The 12,003-nt window shown below is 68.6% G+C and carries 14 protein-coding genes and 1 tRNA gene; 6 read left to right on the forward strand and 9 right to left on the reverse strand.

The genetic code is table 11. The features are described 5' to 3' along the window. Nucleotides 1-163: 163 nt before the first annotated feature. From ubiB to JOE48_RS23705, 4 genes are all read right to left on the reverse strand, one after another. On the reverse strand, nt 164-1,726 hold the full coding sequence (ubiB, locus tag JOE48_RS23690; RefSeq protein ID WP_210033412.1) for a 2-polyprenylphenol 6-hydroxylase: 1,563 nt from the start codon (nt 1,724-1,726) through the stop codon (nt 164-166). Between the two features lie 166 nt (nt 1,727-1,892). Next, the gene (gene ubiE / locus JOE48_RS23695) at nt 1,893-2,678 is read right to left on the reverse strand and encodes a bifunctional demethylmenaquinone methyltransferase/2-methoxy-6-polyprenyl-1,4-benzoquinol methylase UbiE (RefSeq protein ID WP_210033414.1); all 786 of its coding nucleotides are present in this window, start codon (nt 2,676-2,678) and stop codon (nt 1,893-1,895) included. A 113-nt stretch (nt 2,679-2,791) separates the two neighbouring features. Further along, on the reverse strand, nt 2,792-3,901 hold the full coding sequence (gene leuB / locus JOE48_RS23700; RefSeq protein ID WP_210033415.1) for a 3-isopropylmalate dehydrogenase: 1,110 nt from the start codon (nt 3,899-3,901) through the stop codon (nt 2,792-2,794). A 103-nt stretch (nt 3,902-4,004) separates the two neighbouring features. Further along, complete coding sequence (locus JOE48_RS23705) at nt 4,005-4,718, reverse strand: carbonic anhydrase (protein WP_210033417.1); 714 nt, start codon at nt 4,716-4,718, stop codon at nt 4,005-4,007. Nucleotides 4,719-4,731: 13 nt separating this feature from the next. Here JOE48_RS23705 and JOE48_RS23710 point away from each other — a divergent pair, with 13 nt between their 5' ends. The 4 genes from JOE48_RS23710 (at nt 4,732) to JOE48_RS23725 (ending at nt 8,517) form a co-directional block, all read left to right on the forward strand. Continuing rightward, nucleotides 4,732-5,808: a hypothetical protein gene (locus tag JOE48_RS23710; protein WP_245252936.1), complete on the forward strand. Its 1,077-nt coding sequence runs from the start codon at nt 4,732-4,734 to the stop codon at nt 5,806-5,808. 351 nt (nt 5,809-6,159) lie between these two features. Continuing rightward, entirely contained in the window at nt 6,160-7,728 is a 1,569-nt protein-coding gene (locus JOE48_RS23715; protein WP_210033419.1) for a 2-isopropylmalate synthase, read from the forward strand. Between the two features lie 99 nt (nt 7,729-7,827). After that, nucleotides 7,828-7,903: transfer RNA gene (locus JOE48_RS23720), tRNA-Lys, on the forward strand. A gap of 389 nt (nt 7,904-8,292) precedes the next feature. Then, a complete protein-coding gene (locus tag JOE48_RS23725; protein WP_210033421.1) occupies nt 8,293-8,517 on the forward strand; it encodes a hypothetical protein in 225 nt (74 codons plus the stop codon). 4 nt (nt 8,518-8,521) lie between these two features. Here JOE48_RS23725 and JOE48_RS23730 read toward each other — a convergent pair whose 3' ends face one another. The 5 genes from JOE48_RS23730 to JOE48_RS23750 all read right to left on the reverse strand — a co-directional run bounded on the left by JOE48_RS23730 (nt 8,522) and on the right by JOE48_RS23750 (nt 11,031). Then, a complete protein-coding gene (locus JOE48_RS23730) occupies nt 8,522-9,556 on the reverse strand; it encodes a hypothetical protein (protein ID WP_210033423.1) in 1,035 nt (344 codons plus the stop codon). Between the two features lie 184 nt (nt 9,557-9,740). Then, nucleotides 9,741-9,953 carry a hypothetical protein gene (locus JOE48_RS23735; RefSeq protein WP_210033426.1) on the reverse strand — a complete coding sequence of 71 codons (213 nt, stop codon included), beginning with the start codon at nt 9,951-9,953 and terminating at the stop codon, nt 9,741-9,743. After that, nucleotides 9,953-10,423 carry a hypothetical protein gene (locus JOE48_RS23740; protein WP_210033428.1) on the reverse strand — a complete coding sequence of 157 codons (471 nt, stop codon included), beginning with the start codon at nt 10,421-10,423 and terminating at the stop codon, nt 9,953-9,955. Before JOE48_RS23740 ends, JOE48_RS23735 begins: the two co-directional genes overlap by 1 nt. A gap of 2 nt (nt 10,424-10,425) precedes the next feature. Further along, nucleotides 10,426-10,644 (reverse strand): hypothetical protein, encoded by a 219-nt coding sequence (locus JOE48_RS23745; RefSeq protein ID WP_210033430.1) that lies wholly within the window; start codon nt 10,642-10,644, stop codon nt 10,426-10,428. Between the two features lie 3 nt (nt 10,645-10,647). Further along, the gene (locus JOE48_RS23750) at nt 10,648-11,031 is read right to left on the reverse strand and encodes a hypothetical protein (protein ID WP_210033432.1); all 384 of its coding nucleotides are present in this window, start codon (nt 11,029-11,031) and stop codon (nt 10,648-10,650) included. A gap of 464 nt (nt 11,032-11,495) precedes the next feature. On the opposite strand from JOE48_RS23750, the gene JOE48_RS23755 reads away from it, so the two are divergent. Together JOE48_RS23755 and JOE48_RS30910 are read left to right on the forward strand one after the other, a co-directional pair. Next, the gene (locus JOE48_RS23755; RefSeq protein ID WP_210033434.1) at nt 11,496-11,879 is read left to right on the forward strand and encodes a hypothetical protein; all 384 of its coding nucleotides are present in this window, start codon (nt 11,496-11,498) and stop codon (nt 11,877-11,879) included. Further along, nucleotides 11,876-11,998: a hypothetical protein gene (locus tag JOE48_RS30910; RefSeq protein ID WP_280921335.1), complete on the forward strand. Its 123-nt coding sequence runs from the start codon at nt 11,876-11,878 to the stop codon at nt 11,996-11,998. Before JOE48_RS23755 ends, JOE48_RS30910 begins: the two co-directional genes overlap by 4 nt. Nucleotides 11,999-12,003 lie beyond the last annotated feature (5 nt).

Below are 12,003 nucleotides of genomic sequence, written 5' to 3' on the forward strand. Positions count from 1 at the left end.
CGTCAGAGCGCCCCGGCGCCAGTCAGGACCGCTTCGAAGCCGGTCCAACCGCGGCGTCAGCCGTCAGACGCCCGCAATGCCCGCACGCGCATCCGCGGGTTGAGGACCGGCTCGCGTCACGCCACGGACGGCGGTCAGGCGGCCTCGCCGGATCCGGTGCGCGTCAGGTGCCCCGGAACGCCATGACGAGGGCGCCGATCGCGATGCCCCAGAGAGCCAGCGTCGACCAGATCGCCCGATACCGCTCGTTGCGGGCAAAGCGCTCGAGGCGGCGCGCGTCGCCGGTTCCGGTCTCGTCGAGCCGGACCAGCACCCGCTTGAGCCGCATGGCGAGGTCGGGGATGTCGCCGACGACGTCCGACACCACGCGCAGCGCCTCAAGGCCGCTCTGCGCCCGGCCGACGGGCCCCATATTGCGGGCGATCCAGGCGCGCACCACCGGCTCGGCGGTCGTCCACATGTCGAGGCGCGGATCGAGGGATCGGGCGACGCCCTCGACCACCACCATGGTCTTCTGGAGCATGACCAATTCGGTGCGCGTGCTCATGTCGAACAGGGCCGTGACGTCGAACAGCAGCGTCAGGACCTTGGCCATCGAGATCTCGTCGGCACGACGCTGGTGGATCGGCTCGCCGATCGCCCGGATCGCCTGCGCGAAATCATCGACGGAGTGGTGGGCCGGCACGTAGCCCGCCTCGAAATGGACCTTCGCCACCCGGCGATAATCGCGCAGGATGAAGCCCAGCAGGATCTCGGCGAGGAACCGGCGCTCGTTCGGGCCGAGCCGGCCCATGATGCCGAAATCCACCGCCACGAGGCGCCCCTCCGCATCCACCAGCAGGTTTCCCTGATGCATGTCGGCGTGGAAGAAGCCGTCGCGGATCGCCTGCCGGAGGAAGCTCTGGATCACGGCTCGTCCGATGGTCTGCGGATCGTGCCCGGCGGCGATCAGGTCGGCGGGGCCGTGGAGCCGGATTCCCTCGATCCATTCCGCAGAAAGGACCTCGCGGGCGGTCAACTCCCATTCGGGCTTCGGGACACGGAAATCGGGATCGTTCTTGGTGTTTTCCGCGAGTTCGGAGGCTGCCGCAGCCTCCAGACGGAAATCCATCTCCATCAGCACGGAGCGAGCGAGGATCTCCACGACCTCGCGCGGACGTAGCCGTTCCGCCTGCGGGGACAAGGCGTGCACCACGCGGGCCATGAAGCGCATGACTTCGAGGTCGCGCATGAAGCGCTCGCGGACACCCGGCCGCATCACCTTCACGGCGAGGGCGCGCTGCGTGCCGTCGGCATCCTGCACGATTGCCTTGTGGACCTGCGCGATAGAGGCGGCCGCGATCGGCTCGCTGAACGAGACGAACAGCTGGCTGACGGGCTTGCCGAGCGCGGCCTCGACGGTGCGGAGCGCCACCTCTTGCGGGAAAGGCGGCACCCGGTCCTGCAGCTTCTCCAGGTCGAAGGCCGCCCGCATGCCGACGATGTCCGGTCGCGTCGCCAGGAACTGCCCGAACTTCACGTAAGACGGGCCGAGGCGGGTCATGGCCGCCGACAGCCTGGCGGCGCCGTCGTCGAGGCCGGGTCGCTCGAGGGAGCGTCCGATCCGCAGGGCGAGGCGCAGATGCGGCGGCAGTTCGGAGGGATCGGCGAAGGCGAGGGCGCCCTCGCGGGCCAGCACGAAGCCGACCCGCGCGCCGCGGAGCAGATTGATGGCGGCGCTGATCATGGACGAGATACCCCGGTGCCGAACGGCTCATCGACCCTCTCCTGCCCCTTGCGGGCAGGAGCCGGAGGTGGGGGTGATGCAGGAATGGGCGATCTGGTGCCTTCTGCACCACCCCCACCCCTGACCCCTCCCTGCAAGGGGGAGGGGAGATCACCGCTGCTCAAGATCAGGAGACCTTCCAGCCCGAATGGATCGCCACGATCCCGCCCGTGAGCGCCCTGTCGGTGACGTGGCGGAAGCCGGCGCGCTCGATCATGCCCGCGAAGGCGCCACGCGTCGGGAACTTCCGGATCGACTCGACGAGGTAGCGATAGGATTCGGCGTCCCCCGCCACCCGCGCGCCGATACGCGGGATGACGTTGAACGAGTAAGCGTCGTAGATCCGGTCGAGCAGCGGAATGTCGACGGCGGAGAATTCCAGGCAGAGGAAGCGCCCGCCGGGCTTCAGCACCCGCCGCGCCTCGGCCAGCGCCGTCTCGATCCGCGGCACGTTCCGGATGCCGAAGGCGATCGTGTAGGCGTCGAAGGACGCGTCCGGCAGCGGCAGGGCCTCGGCATTGCCGGTCACGAAGGCGATCCGGTCGCCGGCCTCGTCGACCTTGCGCTCCCGCGCCCGCTCGGCGCCGACCCGCAGCATCGACTCGTTGATGTCGAGGACGGTGACGCGGGTGCGCGGACCGCCCGCGGCCAGCACCCGGAACGCCACGTCGCCGGTGCCGCCGGCCACGTCGAGATGCGCGAAGGCGCGGTTCTGCGGCGGCCGCAGCATCGCGACGAGCTGCGCCTTCCAGGCCCGGTGCAGGCCCGCCGACATCAGGTCGTTCATGATGTCGTAGCGGCGGGCGACCGAGTGGAAGACGCTGTCGACGCGCCCCTGCTTCTCGTCGAGCGCCACGCGCTCGAAGCCGAAATCCGCGCTCGCGCGCTCAGACGCCCCGTCTCCGGCCTTCATGACGCTCCCAATCTTCGATGGGCGCGTCATAGCGAAGGTCGGGCCCGACCGCCATGCGTCGAAACACGCGGCTGGGGACCGACCCCGGTGCTGCGACGCGCCGAACTCGTGTCTCAGCCGACCCGCGCCCGGAGCGCGTCCGCCACCGAGGCCGCCATGGCGCGGGTGCCCATGGGGTTCGTTCCCTCGCCGGCGATGTCGGCCGTCCGCGCGCCGCCCGCGAGGGCGTCCGTGATGGCGCCGTCCAGCGCATCGGCAGCATCGCCCAGGCCGAAGGAGTAGCGCAGGCACATGGCGAGCGAGCCGATCATGGCGATCGGGTTGGCCTTGTCCTGGCCGGCGATGTCGGGGGCCGAGCCGTGGACCGGCTCGTACAGGGCGCTCCGCAAGCCGCTCGCGTCGACCGCGCCGAGCGAGGCCGAGGGCAGCATGCCGAGGGAGCCGGTGAGCATCGCGGCGATGTCGGAGAGCACGTCGCCGAACAGGTTGTCGGTCACCAGAACGTCGAATTGCTTTGGCCGGCGCACGAGCTGCATCGCGCAATTGTCCGCCAGGATGTGCTCCAGCTGCACACCGGCGTAATGCTCGGCATGAACCTTGGTCACGACCTCTTTCCAGAGGACGCCCGACTTCATCACGTTGTGCTTCTCGGCCGAGGCGACCCGGCCGGAGCGCTTGCCCGCCAGGTCGAACGCCACGTGGGCGATCCGCTCGATCTCGGCCGTCGTGTAGACCTGGGTGTCGACGGCGCGCTTCGAACCGTCCTCCAGGGTGGTGATCTCCTTCGGCTCGCCGAAATAGACGCCGCCGGTGAGCTCGCGCACGATCATGATGTCGAGCCCCTCGACCAGCTCGCGCTTCAGCGCCGAGGCCTCGGCCAGCGCCGGGTAGCAGATCGCAGGCCGCAGGTTGGCGAACAGGTCGAGTTCCTTGCGCAGACGCAGAAGGCCGGCCTCCGGGCGGTTCTCGTAGGCGACGCCGGCCCATTTCGGACCGCCCACCGCGCCGAGCAGGATCGCATCCGCATCCCTGGCGCGCTGAAGGGTCGCGTCCGCCAGCGGGACGCCGTGGGCGTCGAGGGCACTGCCGCCGACGAGATCGGTCTCGGTCTCGAAGGTCGCGAGGCCGGTCTCCTTGAGGGCGTCGAGCACGACCTGCATGCCGCTGGCGACCTCCGGGCCGATCCCATCGCCGGGGAGGAGCAGGAGCTTGTAGCTGGCCATGACGGTCTCGCGGTTTCAGTCTCGACGTGCCGGCGGGCTTTATCGAGGGCGGACCGTCGTTGGCAAGGCGGCCGTGCCATCGGCCGGGCGCCGTGGCGAACGCTTAGAGGAGCGCGACCTTGCCGGTGGTGATGTCGTAGAAGCCGCCGACAACCTTCACCTGTCCGCGGGCGACGCGGTCGGCGACGATGGGGCCGGCCTGTTCCAAGCGCCGGACATTGTGCCGGACGTTCTGGGCGATGGCTTCGGCCAGGGGATCCGCCGCCCGCGCCTTCTCGGCCAGGTCAATTGATGGACGGATCGCGTCGATCAGCGCGGGCAGATGGCCGGGGAGGGCGGCGTTGGTCTTCAGGACGTCGATCGTCGCCTTGACCGCCCCGCAATCCGAGTGGCCGAGCACGAGGATCAGCGGCGCACCGAGGACCTGGACGCCGTATTCCAGGCTCGCCAGGCTGTCTGTGTTGACGAAATTTCCGGCGACCCGGACGACGAACAGGTCACCCGGCCCCTGATCGAACACGAAATCGGGGGCAACCCGTGCATCGGCGCATCCGACGATGCAGGCGACCGGGTACTGCGCGGCGGAGCGCGCGGCCCGGCCGGCCGAGAAGTCCTTGTTGGCAGGCGCGTTGGCCACGTAGCGCGCGTTGCCGTCGAGCAATCGCGCCAGCGCCGCGTCTGGGCTGATCGCATTGGGGAGCGCGGCAGCGCCGTCGGCCTCGGCGCGAATGTCGAGAGCCGATGCGGCTGCGAGCGTGCCGGCGGCGGCCGCCAGCAAATCGCGACGCGAGATGAAGGACACATGCTTGTCACACATGGCATAGCTCCCGATGAAACTGGATTCCGGACGGGCCGAGTGCGAGTTTCACCATCGATCTGCGGCGGTTGTCCTGCGCGTCGGCTCCGATCCAAGCCATTGCCTTGGTACCGTCTTCCGGCTTGACTTGCAGAGTCCAAACTTTGCAGGAATATCCGGGGACGGGCTCGCGATAGGCTCAGGCCGGATCCGCATAAAGAAGGCCTTCAGGCCAACTATGCTTGGCGATGCGTTCTTCTCTCGAATATATGAGATTATCAATAAGCCAGAATTTCGTATTATAATGGCTGGATACTGCCGGGATGCCATCGAGCCGACCGAAATCGTTTGGCCGACACACAAGATGCTCAACCGGGCCGGACGGTATCGCGTCTCGTTCATGCTGATCCACAACGATCACGCATGGCGCCATCACGGCGGCCCGCCTCCGACCCTCACCACGCTGCAGGCCCTTATCGGATCCAGCGCCCGCCAGACCGCCGCCTTCGTGGCGACGTTGAAGGCCGCCCGTTTCGTCACCGTCGAGGCAGATCCCGACGACGCCCGGCTGAAATGTCTGCGGGCAGCTTCTCCCCTCGTGGCCGAGATCGGTCGGTCCGGACGTCTCTTCGTCGCGGCCATGGACAGGCTGGCGGATAGGCAGCCCGCGCTCGCCGGGGCACTCGCCGAGCCCGAACGCCTCGGCGAACTCGTCTATCGATCGGCGCGCCATGTTCTGCGGCATGGGATGCTGACCGAACCGTTCCCCCGGATTCTCGCCCTCACGAACCGGGACTGCGGCTACCCCCTGCTCGTCGCGGTCGCCGGCGCGCAGTACGCAGCCTCGGTGCCGGACGCTCCGGCGGCGACGCCGCTGAGCCTGCGCGTGCTGGCGGATCGCCTGCGGGTGTCCCGCGCGCATGTGGGCAATCTGCTGCAGGAGGCCGAAGCGGCCGGATGGTTCCGGACCGCCGGCCGCAGCCTCACGTACTTCGATCCCTCGCTGCTGGAGGAATTCGAACTCTGGGCGGCCTGCCAGATGATCTTCTACGACGATCTGGCCTCGGACATCTGCGCTGAGCGGCCTGGGCAGGAGGCAGTGCGCGCGTGAGTCAGCGAGTGGGATTCGGCCTCCCGCCCGTCGCGCTTGTGTTCCTGCGGCTCCGGAGATACCTACGGGCTGCACCGCGCCGTGAGAGCTTCCCGCGTGGGCCGCCGATAGGAGAGACGAGCCTTGGCCAGAGCCGGCTCAGCGCCCGAGACCGCCCGCGCCGCAGTGACGGCGCCGCGGTCGCGCGCGCGCCGCGTCGGGCTTGCTCTTCCGCTTCTGCTTACCCGCCCCTGAGGGCCGTCCGGGCGCGCGCCTGGGCCTTCAGGGGAGATTTTCCATTCGCGATCCCGCCCCTTCGGGCACCACGCCGTACCGCGCCGAGAGCCGGGCGGCCCGCGACAGGGTAACGCCATGACTTCGACCACCAGCACCACTTCGGCCCGCGACCGGATCGTGATCTTCGACACCACGCTGCGCGACGGCGAGCAGTGCCCCGGCGCCACGATGACCTTCGACGAGAAGCTGGCGGTGGCCGAACTCCTCGACACGATGGGCGTCGACGTCATCGAGGCCGGCTTCCCGATCGCCTCGATCGGCGATTTCGAGGCGGTCTCGGAGATCGCCCGACGCACCAAGCGCGCGACGATCGCGGGCCTCGCCCGCGCGATCCCCGCCGACATCGCCCGGGCCGGCGAGGCCGTGCGCCACGCCCGGCGCGCCCGGATCCACACCTTCGTGTCGACCTCGCCGATCCACCTCGCGCATCAGATGCGCAAGAGTCAGGACGAGGTTGTCGAGATCATCCTGAAAACCGTGGCACAGGCCCGCGACCTCGTCGAGGATGTGGAATGGTCGGCCATGGACGCGACCCGGACGCCGATCGACTACCTGTGCCGCTGCGTCGAGGCTGCGATCAAAGCCGGTGCCACGACGATCAACCTGCCCGACACGGTGGGCTACGCCACGCCCAACGAGTATCGCGACATGTTCGCGAGCGTGCGCGAGCGGGTGCCGAATGCCGACAAGGCGGTGTTCTCGGTCCATTGCCACAATGATCTCGGCCTCGCGATCGCCAACTCCCTGGCCGGGATCGAGGGGGGCGCCCGTCAGGTCGAGTGCACGATCAATGGCATCGGCGAGCGGGCCGGAAACGCCGCGCTCGAGGAGATCGTGATGGCGCTGCGCACGCGCGCCGACGTGCTGCCCTACGAGACCGGCGTCGAGTCGACGATGCTGACGCGCGCCTCGAAGCTCGTGAGCCACGCCACGAACTTCCCGGTGCAGTTCAACAAGGCGATCGTCGGCCGCAACGCCTTCGCCCACGAGAGCGGCATCCATCAGGACGGCATGCTCAAGAATTCCGAGACTTACGAGATCATGACTCCGGCCTCGGTCGGCCTGACCAAGACCTCCCTGGTGATGGGCAAGCACTCGGGCCGGGCGGCGTTCCGCTCGAAGCTGGAGGATCTCGGCCTGCACCTGTCCGACAATCAGTTCCAGGACGCCTTCGAGCGGTTCAAAGCGCTCGCCGATCGCAAGAAGCACGTCTACGACGAGGACATCGAGGCGCTGGTCGACGAGAACCTCGCCACGGCTCACGATCGGATCCGTCTCGTCTCGCTGTCTGTGATGGCCGGCACGCGGGGACCGCAGCGCGCGACCCTGCGCTTGGCTGACGAAACCGGCACGCGGGTCGAGGAAGCCGAGGGCAATGGTCCGGTCGATGCCGTGTTCAACGCGATCACGGCCCTGGTGCCCCATCAGGCGCAGCTGGAACTCTATCAGGTCCACGCCGTGACCGGCGGCACGGACGCGCAGGCGGAGGTCTCGGTCCGCTTGCGTGATGGCGACCGGAGCGTCACGGCCCGCGGCGCCGATCCGGACACGCTGGTCGCGTCCGCGAAGGCGTATCTCTCGGCGCTGAACAAGCTCGCGGCCCATGCCGTGCGCGTGCATGCACAGCATGCTGCCGCGGAATGAGAAAAAGCGGCCGCCGGGGGTGGACAGCCCCCGGCGGCGTTGGTATCAGCCCGCCACCCCAGCGGACTTGGTGGCCGCCGGGCGATCGCAACAGCGATCGGGCGCATAGCTCAGTTGGTAGAGCAGCTGACTCTTAATCAGCGGGTCCTAGGTTCGAACCCTAGTGCGCCCACCAAATAACCCTCGCAGCTTCAACGATTTTCTCCGAGGCGCCCACGTGGCGCCTTTTCCATGTTCGGGCCTTGGGCGGGGTTTGGGCGGGGCCGGTTCTTGGGCGGGGCCGAATTCCGCCGGCACCGAGGGGGCCGTTGACGAATCCCCCGTCCAGGCGATCATCGCCTCATTCCCCTAGGGTAGGACCGGGCTGCTGCAGCAGCCCCCGAGAGCAAGGGACAAAGCCGGACCACAGTGGGATGCTGGTCTTCTCCGGCTGCGCGCCAGGCGTATCGAGACCCCCGCGGAACTCGTTACCTGGCGCGTATGGGCGGCACGAAATCTCGAAGGGCTAGGGAATGACCTCCCCGGGCCCTTTCGCTTTCGCGGGCGAGCTGCGACCCTGCCGGCATGAGCGAGCCTGTCCTGTACCCCGTCGAGGACGGCCCCGGCGCCGGCCGGCATGTGGACGTCGTCGTCCGCGTCTTGGTCGGCCTGAAGCGCAGCACCGTCCTCGTGGAGCGCCAGGGCGAGCCCGCCAGCCTGTACGAGACTCGGGAGCATGGCCGGGAGACGGACGGCCTGGGCGAAGCGGTCGAGGCGGCCGTGCGGGAGGGGCTGGAGAATCTGCGCTAGCCCGTCACGCTGCCCTTCGCCGCTTTGTCTGCGGGGCCAGGACTACAGCCTCGCGCATCGCGGCCACCAGGCTCTTCCCGGGTATCGTGTAGTCCTTAGGTGGCCCACATTCCGATCGGGCGTGATCGTCGACCAAGCGGTACGGCAGGACATCCACCGCAACGCCGTTGCGTCCGAACGACCGCATCCAATGCGCTACGCGGCCGAGGTTCGCGTCCTCGAAGAAGGCGGTTACGGATCGCATCCGCACCCGCTCCGCCTCGACGGCCTTCAGGAGTTCAACGAGCCGGACGAGGCCAGACCGGATCTCCCGTGTCGCGTTTCCGGCCCCCCGGAGCCCGGCGATGACGGTCTCCAACTCAGCCTCGATCGCCTCCAGCCGCTGGGCGACTGAGGGGCCTGTCCGGACAAGATCCGCGCCGGCAATGCCACCGGGCCTGCTCGACCCGATCAGGATTGTGAGTTGACCATTCCTCAACGCGGTTGCGGGGCCGCCGCCCAGGATCTCGCCCTGATCTGCCATACGTTCAAAGCGGGGCCACAACTTCGGCCCCATGAAATCACGCAGCCGACGCCGCGTATCTGAAAACTCCCGGATCGCCGGGTCGGCTCGCATCGCCCGCAGGAGTGCGACGATGTCGTGCCGCTCCGACACCGCCCGCCGCTGCCGCTCGACGTAGCTGGCCCTGTCCTGGGCGGCGTCGAAATCTCGGGCCATGGCATCGAAGGCGACGCCGTAGTGTTTGCGGGCGCAATCGCGTCCGACCAGCCGGCGCTGTCCGGACCGGAACAGCATGACGACGCCCTTGTCGTGGTTGGGGTACCGACAGAACACGCATTGCGCCCGTCCTGCGTCCCGACCGGCGACGTCGTAGGCTAATTCGACCGTCGCCTCCTCGTCCGGCGGCGGATCATCCGAGACGCTTTCGAGGCTCTCAGGATCGTCTGTCGTGAATTGTGTCTGGAGCAACTCGTCGTCGGAGCGGGACTTCCAGTAGCCGCCACCCGTTCTATCGAAAAGCGCGTCGAGGTTCGCCAATTGGCATCTCCCAGCCATTGCAGCCGGGCACATGGTGACATGCTTAACGGATTTCCACTACCAGACCCCAAATACTTACCCGCGCATCTGTGGATATCGCGAGCTCGCGGCGCGGATTATTCGCCTGTGAATAGTCCCAAGATCGTCATGATACTCGCCGACCCCAAACAGTTTCGTGGGTCGCTCAACCATGGAATGTCCCCACGGCCGGTAGGTCGGTGTCCCGCCTTGGTCTGTGGATGACGAGCTTCACGCCGGGCTCGGACATGGCGTCGAGGATGGCCTGCTGGAACGGGTACAGGCGCAACGGACCATCGCGGGGTTCGTCGCGCCGCCCGGGCAGAAGGCGTGCGTGCTCCTCGCACCAGGCCATGAGGTCCTTCTTGGGGGCGGCCATCAAGCCCTCCTCGCCGTCGCCGCGGCGGCACGCCGGGCCCGGCGGTTGTGCCCATCCGGCCGGAGCCGCGGCCTGGGCATGGCCCGCGCGGCCTCTCGCAGGGCCTGGCGCGCCGCCATACGTTCCGCGGTCACCATCCGGTTGGCGGCCGCGTCGTAGGACCCGGCCATCGCCTTCAGCCACGGTGCCCAGACATGAACGAGGGTCTCAGCCTTGGCCTTGGCCTCGCGCTGCTCGGTTGCCAGCGCGCGCAGGGCCTCGGCCTCAAGCGGCGTCGCGACGCGAACGGTCATCCCGTTGAAGGTGAGGTGCGGCCGCCACGTCGGATCGTCGCCCACGCGCTGCGTCCATCCGTTCGGGACGCGCTCGATGCCGGGCGCCTTCGCCAGCGCCTCGAACGTGGCCTCGTCCTCGACGTAGATCCCCGGCGGCATGACGCCCCCGTCGGGCTGATACCAGCAGGTGCCCATGATCAGGCCTCGACTGCCCGAGCCCGGGCCTGTCGTCGGGCCCGCGCTTCCTTCGCGGCGCTCTCGGTCTGAGGGTCCTCAGCCAGCAGCCGGTCGACGCCGGTCAGCCAGGCACAGCCGATCGCCTGCGCGCGCGACGTGCACTCGACCTCGCCATGGGCCCGGTTCGGGACGGTGCCGCACCACGTACAGTAGGCGTGTGGGTTCTCGTCGGTCGCCATGGCTCAGGCCTTCCGGATCACGTTCGCCAGGTTTGCACGGAGGCGGTCGTCAAAGGTGGGATCCCGGTCGGCGTCGCCAGGGTACTCGCCGTTCCAACCCTCGCCCGAAGCCGCGAACCCAGCGCGGTAGGCAGCCTCCAACAAGTCTGTCCCGCGTACGAACCCGGCCTCGCGCAGGTGCCGGAGCACGTCCCGGGGATCCGGCTGGACCCACAGCAGGACGGTCGCGACCACCTCGTGGTCGGCCATGGCCTTCAGCCGGGCGAGGCGCTCCTCCTCGGCGCGGGCCCGCTCGCCCCGCAGCATCGCGACCTCGGCCTCGAACGAGGAGACGCCGTCCGGCGACAGGGCCGCGACGCGCACCGCGAGGTCATGCACCTCGACCATGTCGACCGTGTCCAGGTGCCAGCTTCCCGGGCGCCTCCCCGGGGAGGCCGTCCCCGCGAGAAGCACCCATGCCGGATTCGTCCATCCGGGCTGAGTGGGGTGCCTTACGCAGCGCCGGACACGGACTGCGCGGAAGTCAAGGCGACGGACAGGTTAACCGCCGCGATGGTGAATACTTTCGCGGTGTCTTCTGTGTGAGTCATTCGGGGGCTACTCAGCCCGAATGCCCTCTACAGAAGTCAATCCACAGGGCGGTTTCTGAGATCGCGTTAACCTCTGTCGACGGACCGGTAACCATGCCGACAGGTGGGGGAGGCTTTGCGCCGGAGAACGGGTGCCGGGCCGGCATTAACCCTGGCGCTCCGGCGGGCCGACATCACCCGTTGTGCCGGCTGTTTCGTCGCGCTAAAACGACATTCCTGGCAGGGCGGCTCGGTCGCCTCCAGTCCACAGAGGGACACCCCATGACCACTGCAGGCCCGCGCATCCATTTCTGCGAGCGCGTCCGGCCCCTCGTCACCCCGCTGATCGAGGCCGGCTACCACCCCGAGATCCACGTTTCCGCCCCTGCGCCTCTCCACTCGGACGGGTGCGCGTTCCTGCTGCTCTTCGAGCGGCCGGTTCGCGTCGGCGACCAGCCAAAAGCCATCGGCGCCACGGTCGGCCTCTGGCTCAGCGACGGCGCCGCCCGGTACGAGTGCACAGTCAATCGCCTCGACGAATGGCGCGCGGGCCATGAGGACGAGGGCGCGACGCTCGCGTCGGCGCAGGAAGCGCTCGCGTACATGGACCGCCGCGTCGCCGAGACCCTGGCCGCGCTGCGCACCGGGGCGGAGGCCTCCGCGTGATGCGCCTCCCGATCATCATCCTCGCGGGCCGCCGCTGGACGGTCCGCCTCGCGCTGTGGCCGGTCGCCAACGGCGCGAGGCGGACTGTCATCGGCGTGGACCTGCACGCCCTCCCATAGGAAAC

The organism is Methylobacterium sp. PvR107, from assembly GCF_017833295.1.
Classification (GTDB): Bacteria; Pseudomonadota; Alphaproteobacteria; order Rhizobiales; family Beijerinckiaceae; genus Methylobacterium.

What these genes read in the sequence shown, in the direction of transcription:
- ubiE (WP_210033414.1), bottom strand. Translation starts at nt 2,678, where the DNA reads ATGAAGGCCGGAGACGGGGCGTCTGAGCGCGCGAGCGCGGATTTCGGC.
- leuB (WP_210033415.1), bottom strand. Translation starts at nt 3,901, where the DNA reads ATGGCCAGCTACAAGCTCCTGCTCCTCCCCGGCGATGGGATCGGCCCG.
- JOE48_RS23710 (WP_245252936.1), top strand. Translation starts at nt 4,732, where the DNA reads ATGAAACTGGATTCCGGACGGGCCGAGTGCGAGTTTCACCATCGATCT.
- JOE48_RS23740 (WP_210033428.1), bottom strand. Translation starts at nt 10,423, where the DNA reads ATGGGCACCTGCTGGTATCAGCCCGACGGGGGCGTCATGCCGCCGGGG.
- JOE48_RS23735 (WP_210033426.1), bottom strand. Translation starts at nt 9,953, where the DNA reads ATGGCCGCCCCCAAGAAGGACCTCATGGCCTGGTGCGAGGAGCACGCA.
- JOE48_RS23750 (WP_210033432.1), bottom strand. Translation starts at nt 11,031, where the DNA reads ATGGTCGAGGTGCATGACCTCGCGGTGCGCGTCGCGGCCCTGTCGCCG.
- JOE48_RS23755 (WP_210033434.1), top strand. Translation starts at nt 11,496, where the DNA reads ATGACCACTGCAGGCCCGCGCATCCATTTCTGCGAGCGCGTCCGGCCC.
- JOE48_RS23725 (WP_210033421.1), top strand. Translation starts at nt 8,293, where the DNA reads ATGAGCGAGCCTGTCCTGTACCCCGTCGAGGACGGCCCCGGCGCCGGC.
- JOE48_RS23705 (WP_210033417.1), bottom strand. Translation starts at nt 4,718, where the DNA reads ATGTGTGACAAGCATGTGTCCTTCATCTCGCGTCGCGATTTGCTGGCG.
- JOE48_RS23715 (WP_210033419.1), top strand. Translation starts at nt 6,160, where the DNA reads ATGACTTCGACCACCAGCACCACTTCGGCCCGCGACCGGATCGTGATC.
- ubiB (WP_210033412.1), bottom strand. Translation starts at nt 1,726, where the DNA reads ATGATCAGCGCCGCCATCAATCTGCTCCGCGGCGCGCGGGTCGGCTTC.
- JOE48_RS23745 (WP_210033430.1), bottom strand. Translation starts at nt 10,644, where the DNA reads ATGGCGACCGACGAGAACCCACACGCCTACTGTACGTGGTGCGGCACC.